Origin of the sequence: Streptomyces sp. ISL-87, from assembly GCF_018614095.1 — a bacterium.
In the GTDB taxonomy this organism is placed as follows: domain Bacteria; phylum Actinomycetota; class Actinomycetes; order Streptomycetales; family Streptomycetaceae; genus Streptomyces.
Window position 1 is genome coordinate 1 of the sequence record NZ_JAGGOY010000093.1, and the last position, 16163, is coordinate 16163.

Annotated in this window: 15 protein-coding genes and 5 pseudogenes; 11 read left to right on the top strand and 9 right to left on the bottom strand. The window is 69.6% G+C overall.

What is annotated here, in order from left to right; translation table 11 throughout:
• The 3 genes and pseudogenes from J7I97_RS30265 to J7I97_RS30275 all read right to left on the bottom strand — a co-directional run.
• Positions 1-369: pseudogene (locus J7I97_RS30265) on the bottom strand (hypothetical protein); the annotation flags it as partial.
• A gap of 509 nt (positions 370-878) precedes the next feature.
• A pseudogene (locus tag J7I97_RS30270) lies at positions 879-1380 on the bottom strand (GNAT family N-acetyltransferase).
• 289 nt (positions 1381-1669) lie between these two features.
• Positions 1670-2014, bottom strand: a complete 345-nt coding sequence (locus J7I97_RS30275) for a hypothetical protein (protein ID WP_251059294.1) — start codon at positions 2012-2014, stop codon at positions 1670-1672.
• A gap of 1290 nt (positions 2015-3304) precedes the next feature.
• Between J7I97_RS30275 and J7I97_RS30280 the strand changes: the two genes are divergently transcribed.
• The 6 genes and pseudogenes from J7I97_RS30280 to J7I97_RS30310 all read left to right on the top strand — a co-directional run bounded on the left by J7I97_RS30280 (position 3305) and on the right by J7I97_RS30310 (position 6390).
• Positions 3305-3730, top strand: a complete 426-nt coding sequence (locus J7I97_RS30280) for a DoxX family protein (RefSeq protein WP_214941215.1) — start codon at positions 3305-3307, stop codon at positions 3728-3730.
• Positions 3731-3920: 190 nt separating this feature from the next.
• Positions 3921-4076, top strand: a pseudogene (locus J7I97_RS30290) (AAA family ATPase); the annotation flags it as partial.
• A 104-nt stretch (positions 4077-4180) separates the two neighbouring features.
• On the top strand, positions 4181-4684 hold the full coding sequence (locus tag J7I97_RS30295; protein WP_214941218.1) for a hypothetical protein: 504 nt from the start codon (positions 4181-4183) through the stop codon (positions 4682-4684).
• A gap of 116 nt (positions 4685-4800) precedes the next feature.
• Complete coding sequence (locus J7I97_RS30300; protein WP_214941221.1) at positions 4801-5229, top strand: DUF6086 family protein; 429 nt, start codon at positions 4801-4803, stop codon at positions 5227-5229.
• A gap of 307 nt (positions 5230-5536) precedes the next feature.
• Positions 5537-5743: a hypothetical protein gene (locus tag J7I97_RS30305; protein ID WP_214941223.1), complete on the top strand. Its 207-nt coding sequence runs from the start codon at positions 5537-5539 to the stop codon at positions 5741-5743.
• Positions 5744-5862: 119 nt separating this feature from the next.
• Entirely contained in the window at positions 5863-6390 is a 528-nt protein-coding gene (locus tag J7I97_RS30310) for a hypothetical protein (RefSeq protein ID WP_251059295.1), read from the top strand.
• A 35-nt stretch (positions 6391-6425) separates the two neighbouring features.
• On the opposite strand, the gene J7I97_RS30315 is transcribed toward J7I97_RS30310, so the two are convergent.
• Complete coding sequence (locus J7I97_RS30315) at positions 6426-6608, bottom strand: hypothetical protein (RefSeq protein WP_214941231.1); 183 nt, start codon at positions 6606-6608, stop codon at positions 6426-6428.
• A 125-nt stretch (positions 6609-6733) separates the two neighbouring features.
• On the opposite strand from J7I97_RS30315, the gene J7I97_RS30320 reads away from it, so the two are divergent.
• On the top strand, positions 6734-6919 hold the full coding sequence (locus J7I97_RS30320; protein ID WP_214941234.1) for a hypothetical protein: 186 nt from the start codon (positions 6734-6736) through the stop codon (positions 6917-6919).
• Positions 6920-7435: 516 nt separating this feature from the next.
• On the opposite strand, the gene J7I97_RS30325 is transcribed toward J7I97_RS30320, so the two are convergent.
• Positions 7436-7921, bottom strand: a complete 486-nt coding sequence (locus J7I97_RS30325) for a hypothetical protein (RefSeq protein ID WP_214941239.1) — start codon at positions 7919-7921, stop codon at positions 7436-7438.
• Between the two features lie 660 nt (positions 7922-8581).
• Between J7I97_RS30325 and J7I97_RS30330 the strand changes: the two genes are divergently transcribed.
• A complete protein-coding gene (locus J7I97_RS30330) occupies positions 8582-8935 on the top strand; it encodes a hypothetical protein (RefSeq protein WP_214941242.1) in 354 nt (117 codons plus the stop codon).
• Between the two features lie 294 nt (positions 8936-9229).
• Here J7I97_RS30330 and J7I97_RS30335 read toward each other — a convergent pair.
• The 3 genes and pseudogenes from J7I97_RS30335 to J7I97_RS30345 form a co-directional block, all read right to left on the bottom strand.
• Positions 9230-9648: pseudogene (locus J7I97_RS30335) on the bottom strand (deoxyribodipyrimidine photo-lyase); the annotation flags it as partial.
• Positions 9645-11219, bottom strand: coding sequence for an SDR family oxidoreductase (locus tag J7I97_RS30340; protein WP_251059296.1), 1575 nt, complete (start codon positions 11217-11219; stop codon positions 9645-9647). The pseudogene J7I97_RS30335 and the gene J7I97_RS30340, both read right to left, overlap by 4 nt.
• Positions 11220-11367: 148 nt before the next feature.
• Entirely contained in the window at positions 11368-12030 is a 663-nt protein-coding gene (locus tag J7I97_RS30345) for a hypothetical protein (RefSeq protein WP_308369440.1), read from the bottom strand.
• Positions 12031-13094: 1064 nt separating this feature from the next.
• Between J7I97_RS30345 and J7I97_RS30350 the strand changes: the two genes are divergently transcribed.
• The gene (locus J7I97_RS30350) at positions 13095-13481 is read left to right on the top strand and encodes a nuclear transport factor 2 family protein (protein WP_214941245.1); all 387 of its coding nucleotides are present in this window, start codon (positions 13095-13097) and stop codon (positions 13479-13481) included.
• Positions 13482-13567: 86 nt separating this feature from the next.
• A pseudogene (locus tag J7I97_RS30355) lies at positions 13568-13877 on the top strand (Tn3 family transposase); the annotation flags it as partial.
• Positions 13878-13978: 101 nt separating this feature from the next.
• Here J7I97_RS30355 and J7I97_RS30360 read toward each other — a convergent pair.
• On the bottom strand, positions 13979-14728 hold the full coding sequence (locus tag J7I97_RS30360; protein ID WP_214941248.1) for a TioE family transcriptional regulator: 750 nt from the start codon (positions 14726-14728) through the stop codon (positions 13979-13981).
• 58 nt (positions 14729-14786) lie between these two features.
• Here J7I97_RS30360 and J7I97_RS30365 point away from each other — a divergent pair, with 58 nt between their 5' ends.
• Positions 14787-15923, top strand: coding sequence for an erythromycin esterase family protein (locus tag J7I97_RS30365; RefSeq protein WP_251059297.1), 1137 nt, complete (start codon positions 14787-14789; stop codon positions 15921-15923).
• Positions 15924-16163: the final 240 nt, after the last annotated feature.

Here is a 16163-nt window from a genome sequence, read left to right on the forward strand (position 1 = left end):
AAGGGCGACTTTTACGCACGGCTCTGTGAGAGCCGAGGGGTGAGATCCCCCTCGGCTACTCGGCAGTTCCTTCTCCAGCCGTTCCACCTGGCGGCGCAGCTTCTCGTTCTCCGCCTCGGTGGCGGACCGCTTCGGCCTCGCCGGGCTGGTGCGCTTGTCGACGAGGTTCTCCAGGGCGCCGGCATCCCGCGCGGCCCGCCACTCGGTGACGTGGGAGTGGTACAGGCGCTCGCGGCGCAGGACCGCACCCTTCTCGTTCTTGGGTGCGGCATCGTACTCGGCCACGATCCGCAGCTTGTACTCGGGGCTGAAACTGCGGCGCTTCGGCCTGGGTGCCGGGTCGGATCCGGCGGGCTTGGTGCTGGTCATGAGGGGTGGGGTCTCCTGTCGTGCCCTCTCAGGCTAACCCGACAAAGCGGGACGTCTCACCCAAGGCTGACAGAGAGGGCTTCGGCTCGTGTGAGTGACCAGCGCAGGTACTTGGCATGTTCGCGAGTTATTTCCCGGAGCGTGGGCGAGTCGGAGTTTCGCTGGGCGGCGGGGCTGCTTCCGCTGACTCGGTCCAGGCCCGGAGCACTTCGAGGGGGCGCTGGTGTCCGCAATCCAATTCGGAGCCCGACTCGTTGTAGACGGTGGCGTTATAGCCGATGTTCACCCAGACGCTGACGCCTTGATTGGAAGGGGCTGGCCTACCAGCCCATGAACTACGAGGCCCTGCGCGCGGTGTTCCGCCGGGCCAACGCCCTCCTGGGTACGAACTGGCGATGCACGACCTGCGGCACACCGCCGACATCACGGGTATGGCATGTCTGTCATTGCCGATGCTGCGGCACCATGGCGGACCCTGCGCGAGCGGAGCGCGGCCCGAATGGGGTACGTCAGAGATCGGCATGCGGAGCGGAGAAGTCTTCAAGGCTGCGAAGGTACGTCAGACCGGGGCGGCCAGAGAGCCGCGTCTCACCTGTGACGGTAAACCCTGCACGGGCCAGCACGGCCCGGGACGCTGCGTTGTCGAGGGTGGTAGAGGCCCGTCAACCCGTACCTGTTGGCGGCAAGACCGCACACTTCCCGCACAGCAGAGGTGGCTAGCCCCCGACCCGCGGCCCGCTCTGCGATCCGATACCCGAGCTCGGCACCGCCGTCTGCCGCGTCCACCAGGTTGACCCGACCCAGCACCTCGCCCGCAGCACCGATCAGCACGTGGAAGTAGCAGACCCCGGTCTCCTGCTCGGCCAGCAGGTCACGGTGGCGCTTTTCGAACCGGGTGAAGTACTCCTCACCTCGGTCAGGGATGGACGCTGCGAAGTAGGCCCGATTCTCCCGCTCAAAGGTGAGGAGCGCGGGGGCGTGATCCGGACGAAGCAGCTGTAGCTCAGGCATAGGGCGGACGGTATGCGGCCTGATCGTCCTCCCGCCACGTGGTTACGACCGGAGACAGCCCCTGACGGCTTCAGCGTCCAACACCAACGAGCGGTCCCGCCGTCAGGCAGGGCCACTCTCTTGTCGGATGAGCCTCAACCTTGATCGTTTCCTTAGTCCGGCAAAGGGCCTGCGCCTTAACCGAATCACTGGCCACCAAGTCCGAGAGCTTGGACGTGACGCCGTGATGGAGCACCTCCACGTCCACCTCCCCCCCCGTGCTCCAGACGAAGGCGTCGCAATGAGCCCTTTAACTACCGTCCCCGTCCTCGAAGCAGGATGCGATGTTGTTCCACATGAAGGGGACCTTCCAGTCGGGCTCACCCTTCACCCACCCGAGCACGGCGTCGACAACCCTCTCGCGCGAGACTGTTCGAGTCTGGTAGTGCTCGGCCGGAGTCCCATCGCGGTACTCCAACTGGAAGGTGTTGTCCTCGCGCATCAACACCTGCACATAGCAATCGCCAGACTCTTCATCGTCGACGCGCTCGACGATCAGCACGTCGCCGCGTTGCAGGCTGGCTATCGCCGCACTGATCTTCGGCTTCGTCGGCCGTTTGGCCACCACCCGTGCACCATCACTCATCACCAGCATGTCGGGATCATCGTGAACCTGCCCCCCGGTCGCACTCGCGGCCGCCGTCACCGACGCCGCCCGTGCCCGGTCCGACCAGGAGGCGGGCCGCCCCAACGCCGGACCGCACGACCGAGCGGCCCCGTCTCGTAGAGATCCGAGACAACCTGCTAGCCCGGATTGCCGAGGCCGAGCGCGGGGGCCGGCTCGGCGAGATCGAGGGCCTGCGGGGTCAGCCTCGCCGGCACCGAGGGCGCACTTGTTCAGCCCGGTGCCGAAGCAGCCCAGAAGCGACGGGCTATCCACCTGGGCATGCCGGCCTTCCGGGACCTCGCCACACGCACCACGACCGCCACGGCCTTGGGGGGCGCGGCTGCTGAAGCCGGGTGATCACGGCCGAGCGGCCCGCGTCACCGCGGGCCGCCCGGACCGCCGAGTCCTAGTCCTCGAAGATCTCGCGGTGAAGTTCTTCACCGCCTCCCGCGCGGTTCCCTCAGCGGTGCCCCGGGCCACGGCGTTCCCCAGGCCCGAGCCTCCGGCGGGCGGCGGGGTGGGGAGATCGGTGGCCAGCGGTGGTCGCCATCCGCTCCTCGCTGGCGCTGGCGCTGGCGTTGGCGCCTTCCGCGTCCGGCGTCTGGGCAGGGCGGCGGCCAAACAGGCCCTTGATCTTGTTGAGCACAGACATGTGTCTTCCCTCGATAACCGAGTCGAGGGGCGAGAGAGGCGCCGGAAAGCCCTCCCAGCAGGGGGCACGCGTGATTCCTCCCCGCACCCATGGACGCGCGGGAAGAAGCTCTTAACTACGTGAGGGCTGTACCGGCGGGTATGGGTTCGGACCGCGCGCGAGTTCGATAGACGTGGACATGATCGTGCGAGTTCCGGGAAGCGGGGAAGGGAGAGGGCCAGTGGATGCTCTTCGGCTGCGGACCGTCGTCTGTTCTCACTGCAAGGCGCGCCGCTGCCAGTGCGGCGTGCACCCTCGCCGTCCACGAGGGGGTTTGGACGGTCACCTGGCTCGCCAGGACGTGTCCGCACTACGTTGCCGAACGGATCCTGGCCGGCAAAGCATCGTGACCTTTGCCAGCACTACGCGTGGCCGCGTCATGGCGGGGAGAAGAGGACTGAGGGCGCAGGTGCGCGGGCAGCTGCGCGTAGCGGCTGCTGTGTCATGGTGGTGGTGGAGGAAGCCACCCAGGGACCCTGACGGACAAGTCTGCCAGTCCCTGGACGACGAACTCGCCGACAGCCTCATCGCCGGCAGTACCGGCACGGCCTAGCGTCGTACCGGCCGCATCCTTTCCGGAGGTCGCGATGGATGTCCTGGTGCTCATCGGACGCATTCTCTTCGCGCTGGTATTCCTCGGTTCGTCCCTCAATCACCTGACACACACCAAGGCCATGGCCGGCTACGCCGCGAGCCGCGGCGTCCCGTCCGCCGCCGCGGCCGGCGCCGTGGCGGGCAGTGGCCTGCTGATTCTGGTGGGCGGGGTGATGGTGGCCCTCGGGCTCTGGGCGGACCTGGGCGCGCTGCTGCTGGTCGTGTTCCTCTTCCCGACCGTGGTGATCATGCACGCGTTCTGGAGGGAGAGCGACGCCCAGGCCCGCCAGATGGAAATGGTGCATTTCATGAAGGACAGCGGTCTGGGCGGCGCCGGCCTGGTTCTGCTCGCCTTCTTCTCGTACGCCGGCCACGACCTCGGTCTCACGATCACTGGACCGCTGTTCCACATCACCTGAGCCTGCACCCGGAATATCGTTGCTGTCAGAGCGTTCTTGATGGGCGTCGTGGGTTCTTCACCGGCGGGCGTCATCCCGCTCACAAACGCCCGATCAGGTGGGCCGTGGACAGCGCCTGGGAACGAATCCTTGCCGCTGTCCTGGCCGCGACCGACGCCGCTGACGACATCGGACGGACCGTGTCGGTGGACTCCACCGTCTGGTCGAGGCCGCCGACGAGAAGCAGCTGACCAAGGCCATCGCCCGCTACGAACGCGTCGACCGCCTCCGCATCGACGAACTCTGCTACATGAAGCTGGACCGCCTCGCCTTCAACGGCACCGTCATCGAGACCGGCCCCGACTGATGGCGCCTGGCCAGCACCCGGGCCCGAGCCGAACAGACCGCAGCGGGCTGGGCTCCCGTGAAACCGCTGGACTGCTGGTCAGGGCGCCTGTCAGGCTCCACCTCGTGGAGATTCTCGATGTCCTGACCGACGTGGCGAAGACGGGCCGACTGGGCCCGGTGTTCAGTGGAGCCGACTGGAGCGATGTGACCGCTGCACTCGGCGAACCGTGGGAGATCGGAACGGTGAGCCGGAACAGAGACTGGCCGCGGCTCTTCGCCTACGGCGACCTTGAGCTCAGTGTCTGCCGATGCTGCAAAGTCACGCTGATATGCATACAGACCTGGCGTGACGTCGTCGAACTTTCCTCGTCAGTCGTCGGGGGGACGGGCATCTTCCCCGCAGGGCTCAAGCACATGGACGTGATTGCCGCCCTGGACAAGGCCGCCTGTCCCTGGCAGCCCTACCCCCCGCTGACCTTCGCCGACCAATACTCGCTCGCGGCAATCCCGTCAGGAGCGAACTTCACCTTCGAGATCCCCCCAGGCGAAGAACCCGTGTTGAACGTCATGGGCCTGCCAGGCGACGGACACGACTGCTCGGCACAGACCACAGGTCAAGGTCACTGACTTGAAATGCCGTCAAAACTCGGGTTCTGACTCACTTTCCGTGGCGGGCTGACCGACTGACCGCAATGTCAGTTGCTCACTACGCTGGCCCGTATGACCAGCAGGAAGAGGCCGCATTGAGCCAGTACTACGACGTGGGCGATCAGACCTTGTGGAACCCGTCCAACGGAGCCTCCCGGCTGTTCATGAGCCAGGTAAGCGTCTACCAAGCCGAAGTGGGTCTGCCGTCCGGCATCGGAACCATGAAGGCTGACGCGTGCCAGATCGACTCCACCACATTCAAAGCATTCGTCGACGCCCTCCTCGCATGGCACCGCAGAACGAGCCACGCCGTCATGGCCGCCCTGTCCGAGGGGTTCGTCGCCACGGTGCTGGTACTGGCGGAGAGAGCCGGCATCGAGGTGAACTGGCAACCAGCCGACTGCCCTGAGGGCGGCGAGATCAAGGATGTTCAGGTCCCGACGGACCCGGATTCCTATGAGGAGGCGCGGACAGCCGCCCTTCAGAAGAAGGCACGAGAACTGGCCCGCTTCATGGCGGCCTGAGCCGGGTCTGCCAAAACCCGCAGCTGACTCGCAAGCCACCGAGGACACGCTCGCGGAGGAGGCCGAAGCCGGCGCGGCCGAACATCTGGCGCTGGCGTGCCTCGGTCCGCGCGCTACGTCAGCAGGCCACTGGAACCCGCCTCGCTCGCCGCAGGTCCACCCCTGCCGCCACTGGCGAGACCAGACCAGACCAGACCGGGCCGCGCGTGCGCGGCCTGTGGGGCGCCGGGGGAGGGGGATGCGGGATGCTCCTGTGGGCCGGCAGCGGCCGGGCCCGCTCAGCGCAGCCGTCACATTTCCACGGTATGTGAACGACCTGATTGCCGAGCGGGCGATGATGTGCGGCCGGTTGCGGCGGGTTCCCTGCCGCGGTGCCGGGCGGTCACCTGCTGATCGAGACGAGTGCCCGCCAGTCCCCGCAGACGGCGCGGCCCTGACGGCGGCCGGCCTGCCGGTGCGCGCGCCCACGTCGAAGGAGCTGCACGCGACGATGGACATCGGCACCCGCGCCTGAGGAGGACCCGCCTCCCCAGGACGGGGGAGGCGCGGGGCGGGGGATCCTGCCGGGGGCGGGGCCGCGGGCCCTCCCGGGGGCCGACGTATCGGGCGGGGCGGACCGACACGATGGTGGACATGACGAAAACACAGCTCAGCGCCACCTCAACAGCAGCTCCCCCCTGGGCGGTCCGGGCCGCCCACCTGACCGCGCTGCTCACGCTGCCGTCCGGCCTGTGGCGCGTACTGCTGGCGGCCGGCTGCCTGGCGGGCTACACCGAGGCCGGGTACACGGCCGCCGGTCTCCCCGGATGGGGCCGGGTATACGTGCTCGCCCTCAGCGTGGGCAGCGAGTTGCTCGCCCTGCTCACGCTCGGCCTGGTGCGGCCCTGGGGTGAGGTGCTCCCCGCCTGGCTCCCGCTGGAGGGCGGCCGGGCGCTCCCGCCGCGGGGGGTCACGGTTGTGGCGGGAGCCACCGCGCTCGTACTGACTGGGATCTGGACCCCGTTCCTCCTGTGGTGGTCCCTCCCGCACCCTGACATGACCCCCTTCGGTGCCACGGTCGCGGGCTTCCTCTACCTTCCCCTGGTCCTGTGGGGCCCGCTCCTCGCGGCGGTCACGTACGCGTACCACCGCCGACGTAGTCCGCGAAGTGCTCGCCGGTGAGGGTGGAGCGGGCCGCGGATACTGCTGGGCACCCGTCAGCGCCCCTTGACGACGATGGCCGTCCCGACACGGTCGGCGCGGCCGGTGTCTTCCCCGCAGCGGCTGTTCCAGGTGACCCGCTTGCCATTCACCACCTGCGCCCACTGGTACGGCTCGAGGTTCTTGCTCCAGCCCGCACCGAGCGTGCTCGTCAGCGGGGTGAGGTCGTCCTCGCACACTTCCCGGAGCTGACGGCGCGAGCACCGTCGTCTGCTCCGGCAGGGACTACGTCGTGGCCTTCGACGGCTCCAGCGGGCAACCCTCTGGCAGCTCCCCGACAAGACCCCCGACCGCATCCCCCTGCGTGACCTCGGAGTGGCACGGACGGGTCTACGGCAAGACGGGCAGCGGCACCGTGGCCCTGAGCGGCCGTACGGGTGCGGACCTGCCGACCCAGCCGGGCATCGCCCCCGACCTCGTCAACGGCTACACCGACGTGGTCATCGCCGAGTCAGGGGACGGGCTGACGGCCTACCAGACCGCCGGTTGACGGGCGCCCGCGCGCCGGACCCCGGACCAGGAGCCGGGGGAGTGAGAGATACCTCGCGTCCCGCTGCTCTACGACCGTGCCGTCCTTGCCGGCGCCGTGGTGCGCGAGAAGCTGCGCACCACCATCGCCGTGCGATGTCGGGCGTACCCGACGCCATGCCGGACCACCCGGAGGCCGGGCCCGGCCGGCGATCGACCTGAGGGCGCTGCGGGCTAGCCCCGTCCTCCGCACGTAGCTGAAACGAGTGAAGATCGAACGTCCAACTTGCTCCGCTATGGAGGGATTTACCTCTCCGACTGGACGTCCACATCGTGAGATACTGCTGTCGCCGCCGAGCGGCAATCGATCTCTACGCCCATGTGCGAAGTCCCCGGCTAGCCTGGGATGGCGCCGACCGCCGTCGGCGCGAGCCGGTGTGCCGGTACCTGCGCACTGTGGGAAGCAGCCCTCGCGTGTCCTCAAAAGCGCCAGGCACGGGGGGGGGGGGGGGGGGGCTTGCAGCCGGCGCTGCGGCTGTCACCAGGGACTGCGGACCTTGACGCCCAGGGCCCGGACCTGGACTTGGGCTTGAGGGCGCAGCCTCAGCAGCAAGTCCTCGCCGACGACGCCGTCGCGCTGCCAGATGGTGCAGAGCGCCTCCAGCCCGGCTTCGGCCACCTCCGGCTCTTCGTCGGTCGCGGCATTCACAAGGGCGTCCAGAACGGGCCTGGAGCGGAGTCCTCCGACCGCCCGTGCAATGCTGGCGCGCTGCTCGGCGGGGACGCCCGGGTCGGCGAGCGAGCGCAGGACATCTGCCGTGTCGCGGGCATCCTGGCAGGGCAATGCCCGGAGCACATAGGCAAGCTGCGTGCCCACCATGATCAGGTACTGCAGTGGCAGGAGTAGCCCTACCGGTAGTAGCGGGACCACCGGAAGCACGACCATCCAGCCGCCCCGGATCCGCTGGGCACCGTCGGTCGGTGGTTCGAACCGTCGGCCGGCCAACAGGATGATCACGAACATGGTTGCGATGGTGAGGAGGGGCACCCCCACCAGCCCCACTCGCACCCCCAATACGAACGTCTCACCGAAGGGCTCGTCGCCCAGACTGGCAGCACCGCCGCCGCAGCTGCCCAGCCGAGAAGGGCGGTCAGAACATAGCGCTGCAGAGAAATACGCAGCCACCTGGCCGTACTCATTACAGCTTCCTCACTTCAACAGTCTTCGTGCAGGCGCCATTTACCCAGTTATGTTCGTCTGGATCCGGCAGGAAAAGGCCATCCGATCCGTCACGCGCGGCATGGCCGCTGGTGCTGGCGCACCGCCTCAATCACGGTTGGCAGCGTTAAACGGAGCCCACTCCTGGTCGCGCTCGTTCCGGTCCGTCACTGTGTCGATCGGCGTGTCCCCCCGGTTGGGTCGGGCCGGGCCCGCTGGTCCGGATGTGGAGTCGTCGGGGCGGGGCGGGGTGGGCTGGCGAGTGAGTATGTGGTGCGCTCGAAGGTGGGTTGTTCGTATGCCGTTCTGGGAGTTGACTTCGAAGGGATGGTGGACGGTCCGGCCCTGCCTGCGAGTTGCGGGTCTGTCTGATGCCGTGGGTGGCTTTATTCCTCAGCTGGTGTTTTGTGTTGTTCGGGCTGGGCGGAGTTCCACGATCTCGTGTGCCGCTCGAAGTGCGCTTGGGTGGTTGTCCAGCAGTCTGGTGGTGATGAGGATCGCCTCGATCATGCCGACGCCTTCGTCTGCGAGGTGCTGCTGGACAGTGTCCATGTCGACGTTCGTTTCCAGCAGCCGCCTGCACGCGTCGATCCGGTCACCGATCCGCTGTGCGCGTTCTGGGGTCAGCCCGGCTACGCCGGCAAGGAGCTCTTCGACAGTTGTACTTGGCATGTTCGGGATTCTGTCAGTGGCTCACTGGCGCTGGCAGAAAGGGGCGCCCGCGCCCGCCCTGCGTCCAGTCACCCCGAGTTCGGCGAGCTGGGCGCGCTCGCTGCGGGCGGCGCGGCGCAGCTCGACGACGCCGGGCCGCCACCCTGAGGGGTCAGGCCAGTAGGGATGGGTGAACAGACGCCCGGGAAGGGCGATCAGCCGGCGCCGCAGCACGGTCGTACCGGCGGCGGCAGGGGCCTGTGCGAGATCGGCGTAGATATGCAGCCACGCCCCTCGGGGAGATCGCTCCGGTCCGCGAGCGTGGCCGCTCGGTGTCCGTAGCTGATCTGAGCCGCTTCAGGCAGGCGATGATGTGATGTCGTGCGCGACAGAGCGCAGGAACAGTACGGCAGGAGCATGAGAGTGGCGGAGCGGCTCCGGCGGAGTCCTGGGGGTGGTGGCAGAGCCGGCCGGGAGCAGGTCGCCGGGGGGCACGGCCGTGATCACGGCCTCGTGCACGTGCAGCGAACACCCCTGGGGCCCGCAGGGCGGCGGTCCTCGCGGGCCTGGGCGTAGCCGCTCACCCCGGCCGCCAGGTGGACCTCGTGGGCGCCGGACTCGCGGACCACGGCGCACACCCGGGTCCACCGGGTGCCCGGAGCGCAGCACCAGCCGCACGCCGCGCTCGCGCAGTCCGGCGTCCAGGGCGGCGCGGCAGTCCGCCAGGAAGGCCAGCCGGTTGGGGGCGGCGAAACCGGCGGCTACGGCCGGGTCGTGGACGGACAGCGGCACCCCACGGTCGTTGGTGGTCAGGGCGGCCCGCAGCGGCGGGTGTCGTGCAGGCGCAGGTCCGAGGTGTAGAGGACCACTGCTGTGTTCACGGTCGGGAATCCGGGTCGGACGCGGCGGGCGGGGCGGGGGCCTCAGGCAGGGCAGGGGCGACCGGCTCGGCGGGCGGGGCGGCCAGGGCAGGGGCCTGTTCGGCCGCGTGGGCGATGTTGCGGGCCATGCCGCCGAAGACCGCCGCGTGGAAGGGGCTCACGGCCCACCAGTACAGGTGGCCGAGCAGGCCGTGTGGGTGGAAGAGGGCGCGCTGGCGGTAGCGCGACCGGCCCTCGTGCACCGGGTCGGGTTCGGCGTACATCTCCAGCCAGGCCAGTCCGGGCACCCGCATCTCGGCGCGCAGCCGCAGCAGCCGGCCCGGCTCGATCTCCTCCACCCGCCAGAAGTCGAGCGCGTCGCCCACCCGCAGCCGGGTGCCGTCGCGGCGGCCGCGGCGGATGCCGGCCCCGCCCGCCAGCCGGTCCAGCCAGCCGCGGACGGCCCAGGCCAGCGGGAAGGAGTACCAGCCGTGCTCGCCGCCGATGCCCTCCACCACCTGCCACAGGGCCCCGGGCGGGGCGGCCACCTCAGCTCTGCGCTGGTCGGTGTAGAGGCTGCCGCCGGCCCAGTCGGGGTCGGTGGGCAGGGGGTCGCTGGGGGCGCCGGGCAGGGAGGCGGAGGACCACCGGGTGGTCACCCGGGCCTCGCGGACCCGCTGCAGGGCGAGGGCCAGGGCCCGGTCGAAGGCGAGGGGCGCGCCGGGCGGGTCGGGCACCCAGCGGGCGATGTCGTGCTCCGCGCACACCACCTCGTGGCGCAGGGATTCGGCGAGCGGACGGGCCAGTGCCCGGGGCACCGGGGTGACCAGGCCGATCCAGCGGCTGGAGAGACCCGGGCTGAGCATGGGCACGCGCAGGATGTGCCGGTGCGGAAGCCCGGCGACGGCGGCGTAGCGGTGCATCATCTGCTCGTACGTGAGGACGTCCGGTCCGCCGATGTCGAAGGGCCGGCTGATCTCGCGGGGCATGGCGGCACTGCCGACGAGGTAGCGGAGCACGTCGCGGACGGCGATGGGCTGCACCCGGGTGCCCACCCAGCTGGGCGTGATCATGACGGGCAGCCGTTCCGTCAGGTAGCGCAGCATTTCGAAGGAGGCCGAGCCGGAGCCGATGACCACGGCCGCCCGCAGCACGGTGCAGGGGACGCCGGAGGCCAGCAGGATGCGGCCCACCTCGGCCCGGGAGCGCAGGTGCGGCGAGAGCCGTTCGGGGGGCAGGCCGGCCGGGGTGAGGCCGCCGAGGTAGACGATGCGCCGTACGCCGGCCAGCCGGGCCCGTTCGGCGAAGAGGCGGGCCGCGGCCCGGTCGCGCTCCTCGAAGCCGGGGCCGGCGGTGAGGGCGTGCACCAGGTAGTAGGCGATGTCCACCCCGCGCAGGGCCGCGTCCAGCGAGCCCGGGTCGGTGACATCGCCTCGCGCCACCTCGGCGCGGGCGGCCCAGGGGTGATCGCGCAGCCGCTCCGGGGAGCGGGCCAGCGCGCGGACCCGGTAGCCGGTGTCGAGGAGCTCGGGCACCAGGCGGCCTCCGATGTAGCCGGTGGCGCCGGTGACCAGGCACAGGTCACCCGTCATGGGCTCGCTCCGATCCCTTCGGCGGCGGTGCGCGGGGCGGCTCTGCCCCTTCCGAGCCTGGACCTGGCGCGGTCCGGGCGCAAAGCGTGTCGCGGAGACCCGGGGACCCGGAACCCGGCGCTCGAAGCGAGCGGGGCAGGTCAGGCTGTCAGCGCCCCAGCGCGTCACGGACCGTCAGCCCGTGGTGGCGGCGCAGTCGGCGCATCTCCCACCAGGACAGGGCCGTGACGGTGACGGGGGCGCCGAGGATGAAGACCGCCCGGGCGCCCGCCGGGACCTGGGGGTAGGCGCCCGTGATCAGGTCCAGCAGCGCCATCTCCCACACCAGGACGCCGGCAAGGATCGGCGGCACCACCTCGTGGATGTCGGCGGTACGGAAAACGTGCACGAGCGACAGGCCGATGCCGTAGAGGGCGAAACCGATCGACCACAGGCACAGCACCCCGATGGCGATCTTTCCCGGCAGTCCGACGGCGTCCCGGAGCCCAGCCAACTCCGGCGCCATCGCGAGCGCCGAGGTGCCCATGGATGCCATGATGGCCACTACCGCGCCGAGTGAGCGCAGGGCCCGTCGCAGGTAGACGCGCCGCAACCCGCCCCGCGCGGCCGCCACGAAGGCGCCGACCACCACGGGGAAGGTGCAGACCAGCACCAGGACGCTGGACCAGCTCTGGTCGAGGCGTTCGTCCGCCACGGCCTTGACGTCGTCGGCGCTGACGACGGCGTTGTAGGTGACCATCAGGCCCACCCAGGCGACGAGCCCCAGCGCGGTCCGCCACAGTTGGAGCTTGCGGACCTCCGGATCGTCCACGACTCCGTGACGCGAAGGACGGAAGGTCCGCTGGGCGGCGTAGAACGGATTGCGGACGCCGCGCAGGATCTTCCGAACCCGTGACGGCTCGACGGGCGGCGGTGGAACCGGCGGATAGGGCGCCGGCGCGTACGGGTACCCCAGCGGAGGGACCGGCTGCGCGTACTGATGCCCCGGCAGCGTGCCGTACGGGGATCCTGGCGGCGGGACGGGGGAGCCCTGGCTGGGCCATCCCGCCGGTGGCCGACTGCCCGCGCCGCCTACTGGATCCCCGTACCCGTACCCGCCCCCGCCGTAACCGCTCACGCCACGCACCCCCCTGTCCTGCCCTGCCGATGCCACGGCATCGTAGTCGGCTACGAACGCACGAAGCAGGCTGCCGACGGAGCATCGCCACGCGCCGGGCACATGTGTGTGCCCATAGCGGTGGCAAGCGCCAGTCAGAGCAGGCAGATCGAGAGCGCGGGATCGTACCGGCGGTGGACGAACCCGGCGAACGCGAAGGCCCGAGCACGAGGAACGGCAGTGCGCGGAAGATGTGCCCCATTCCGTACAGGTCGAAGGTGCAGCTGAGGGCGGCGACGTAAACGACCAATTGCCCGTGATGCTCAGACGTGCGAGTAATGCCGCAGTGCCAGCAGGGAGGCGACCACCGCGACTCCGGCGCAGATGGCAGGTGCATGCTTGACCCGCCCGGGTCACCGGTTGGTCAGGTCGTAGGGGCATCCGCGGACCAGGATGATGTTCTCCTCGGCGTGGGGCAGCCGCGATGTCCTCGACGTAGTCCTCGTCCGCCCCGACCTCATCACGGAGATCAGCGCCGACGAAGTTCATCTACCTGAAGCCTGTGGGTTTTGCCGATCGCCGGCGTCGTGGCGAGCCTATGCAGCAGAGATCTTTGCCGCTCGCCTGCGACCAGTGGGAAGGCAGCGGTACATCCTTGGCACAGAGATCGTCTTGGTGGGGTAATCGGCAAGACCTGTGGGTCTGGTTGTTCAGGATCTGTCGTGTGGGTGTCGGAGTGTTTTGAGGCAGGACTGGCGGGTCTGCCTACAGTGATCGCCATGTCCGATGCTGACCTCGAGCGCAACAAGGCCACGGCCAAGGCTTTCTACGATCTGATGTTCAATCAGTGCCGCCCTGCGGAGGCCCTGGAGAAGTACGTGGGTGCCACGTACATTCAGCACAACCCGGAGGTAGCCGACGGCAAGCAGGCTTTCATCGACTACTTCGAGCGGATGGCCGCCGAGTACCCGGGCAAGCGTGTGGAGTTCAAGCGCGCTTTCGCCGAGGGCGACCACGTCGTCCTGCACTGCCATCAGGTGTGGCCGGAGGAGGAGTACGCCGGCATGGATGTCTTCCGCTTCGACGCCGACGGAAAGATCGTCGAGCACTGGGATGTGCTTCAGGTCGTTCCCCCCACCTCCAAGAACGACAACACGATGTTCTGACGGACCAGCAGTCCGGGGTCGGCCCTAGGCGACTACCTGCCGGTCGTCGGGGCGTTCGACGAGATGACCGCGATCGAAGCGGGCTCCGGTGCAGAGGCTCCATCCACACCGGAGCCGTCCGGGCCTACGACGTGATCCGGATGCTGTCCCGCGACGGCCGCCTGACGCCACTCGGGGATGCGATCGCGCACTACGGGCGGATCGCGAAGACCCTGCATGTCCTGCGTCTGGCCGACGAGCCCGGCTACCGCCGCCAGATCGAGGTGCAGGCGAACCTCCAGGAGGGCCGGCCGCCACGCGCTCGCGCGGAAGATCTTCCACGGTCGGGCCGGGCAGTTCTACCAGCCGCACCAGGACGGCATGGAAGACCAGATCGGCGTCCTCGGGCTGGTGCTGAGGTAAGGCTCAGCCCAGGGAGCAGGCCGACATCGGCGGACGGGTCAGCCGAGACGGAACCGTTGGTGACCCTTGTTCTCTTCGGCTGGCGACCCGAAATTTCATCCGCGCTTGCGGAGGTACGCCTCCAGCTCGGCGGCCCCGGTCAGCATCGCCCGCCCGCGGGCGGACAGCCGGCCGTGCCAGTCGCACAGTGCGGCCTCCAGCGGCTCCAGCCCGCCGGCCGCCCGCACCTGGGCGATCAGCGGGGCGATCTGCTCCAGCAGGTAGCCGCCTCGCCTGAGTTGGTGGGCCAGCTGGGCGTCGCGTACGTCGGCCTCGTCGTAGACGCGGTACCCGGTCAGCGGGTCGCGGCGCGGGCGTACCAGCCCGGCGCGCTCCCATTTGCGCAGCGTCGCGGGCCGGATGCCGAGATTCCCTGCCAGCGGCCCGATGAACGTGCCGCCGGGCCCGGACACCGTGGCCGGCTCGGACCTCACACCGGGTTCGGACGCCGTGGCGGGCTCCAAGTCGCGGAGGGCGCTCTCCACGGCCTGGAGGGTGCGGCGGTCGTCGAGCAGCTGGGCGTGGCTGGCGTCGATGAGGCGGAACGCTTCATCGACCGCGCTCCCGTTCACGGCCCGCATGATTGATGTCGCCGTCTGGTGCCCGTGGCCGGGCACGAGGGCAAGAAACGTGCGCAGGGCCCCCGCGTGCAGCGGCGTATAGGTGCGGTAGCCGTGGGGTGTGCGACCGGCGGCCGGAAGGATGCCGGCCTCCTCGTAGTTCCTGATCGCCTGCGTGGACAGACCGTGCCCGCGCGCCAGATCAACCGGCCTGAGCCGCTCGCTGTTTTGAAGGTTTCGTCCCATGGTCCTGCCGATATCGCGGGAAAGTTTCAACTGAAGGTTCAACGATACCGTTGAGGGCATGGCTACTGACATCAAGGACACCGTCCATGCCGTCGAGGCGGCCGCCGTCATGAGGCTGTTCCCGGCCCGGCCGCGGCTGCTCGCCCTGGGCGAGCCCACCCACGGTGAGGACACTCTGCTCGACCTGCGCAACGAGCTCTTCCGGCAGCTCGTCGAGCAGGAGGGCTACTGGACGATCGCGATCGAGAGCGACTGCATGATGGGCCTGGTCGTGGACGACTACGTCGCCTCGGGCACGGGCACCCTCGACGAGGTCATGGAGCACGGAATCAGCCACGGCTGGGGCACCTCCGCGGCCAACCGCGAGCTCGTGCGCTGGATGCGCGCCTACAACGACGGCCGGCCCGCGTCCGAGCGGCTCCGCTTCGCCGGTTTCGACGGTCCGCTGGAGATCACCGGCGCCGCGAGCCCCCGGCAGGCCCTCACCGCACTCCACGGCTACCTCTCGGCCCGGGTGGACGCGGACCTGCTCCCCTGCACCGAGGAAACGCTCGACCGCCTGCTCGGCGCCGACGACCGGTGGACCAATCCCGCCGCGATGAGGGACCCGGCCCAGTCCGTGGGGCAGTCGGCCGAGGCCAGTCAGCTGCGGCTGCTCGCCGACGATCTGGGGGCGCTGCTCGACGAGCAGACGCCGCATCTGATCACGGCAACATCGCGGGACGACTGGGACCGGGCGCGCCTGTACGGGCGCACCGCGACCGGCCTGCTGCGCTACCACTACTGGATGGCCGACACCTCACCGGCCCGCATGGCCCGGCTGGTGGGCATCCGGGACCAGATGATGGCCCACAACCTCCTCGCAGTCGCAGCTCGGGGCCCGGCGCTCATCCACGCCCACAACTCCCATCTCCAGCGGGAGAAGAGCACGATGCGGATGGGCGGGATGCCGCTGGAGTGGTGGAGTGCCGGTGCGCTGGTGAGCGCTGCGCGCAGCGCAGAGGAGCCCGCACCATGTAATCGCCCCAGCTGGCCCTGGGCTCTGGCGGCCACCATCGTCCTGGGGGGCGGATTCGGTCGGGGACCCCGGGCACCTGGCCGTGCTCTTTTGCACGTGCGATCCGCCTGGCGGTGGCCGCGAGTAGGCGACAACCCTCGGCTGGGGGCGGGCGCTACCGTCCCTGGTGGGGCTTGAGTTTCCGCGTCCACGCTCGACACCCCGCCGGTGTCCCCGCGTCCGTGACTGGGCCGCGCGGGTGCTGGTCGAGCTGGAGCGCGCCGACAACAGCAAGCTCAATGCCAGCGGCTGGACGCCGCCGGAACGGTTCCGCGTCATGGCGGCCGACGGGGTGACGGACAATGGACGCTGGCAGAACCTCCAGCGTCTCGTCTATACCGGGAGCAACGGCCGACGACCCCGTGCCGTCACCCCGTG

What these genes read in the sequence shown, in the direction of transcription:
- J7I97_RS30275 (WP_251059294.1), bottom strand. Translation starts at nt 2,014, where the DNA reads ATGCTGGTGATGAGTGATGGTGCACGGGTGGTGGCCAAACGGCCGACG.
- J7I97_RS30280 (WP_214941215.1), top strand. Translation starts at nt 3,305, where the DNA reads ATGGATGTCCTGGTGCTCATCGGACGCATTCTCTTCGCGCTGGTATTC.
- J7I97_RS30310 (WP_251059295.1), top strand. Translation starts at nt 5,863, where the DNA reads ATGACGAAAACACAGCTCAGCGCCACCTCAACAGCAGCTCCCCCCTGG.
- J7I97_RS30325 (WP_214941239.1), bottom strand. Translation starts at nt 7,921, where the DNA reads ATGTTCGTGATCATCCTGTTGGCCGGCCGACGGTTCGAACCACCGACC.
- J7I97_RS30340 (WP_251059296.1), bottom strand. Translation starts at nt 11,219, where the DNA reads ATGACGGGTGACCTGTGCCTGGTCACCGGCGCCACCGGCTACATCGGA.
- J7I97_RS30350 (WP_214941245.1), top strand. Translation starts at nt 13,095, where the DNA reads ATGTCCGATGCTGACCTCGAGCGCAACAAGGCCACGGCCAAGGCTTTC.
- J7I97_RS30360 (WP_214941248.1), bottom strand. Translation starts at nt 14,728, where the DNA reads ATGGGACGAAACCTTCAAAACAGCGAGCGGCTCAGGCCGGTTGATCTG.
- J7I97_RS30365 (WP_251059297.1), top strand. Translation starts at nt 14,787, where the DNA reads ATGGCTACTGACATCAAGGACACCGTCCATGCCGTCGAGGCGGCCGCC.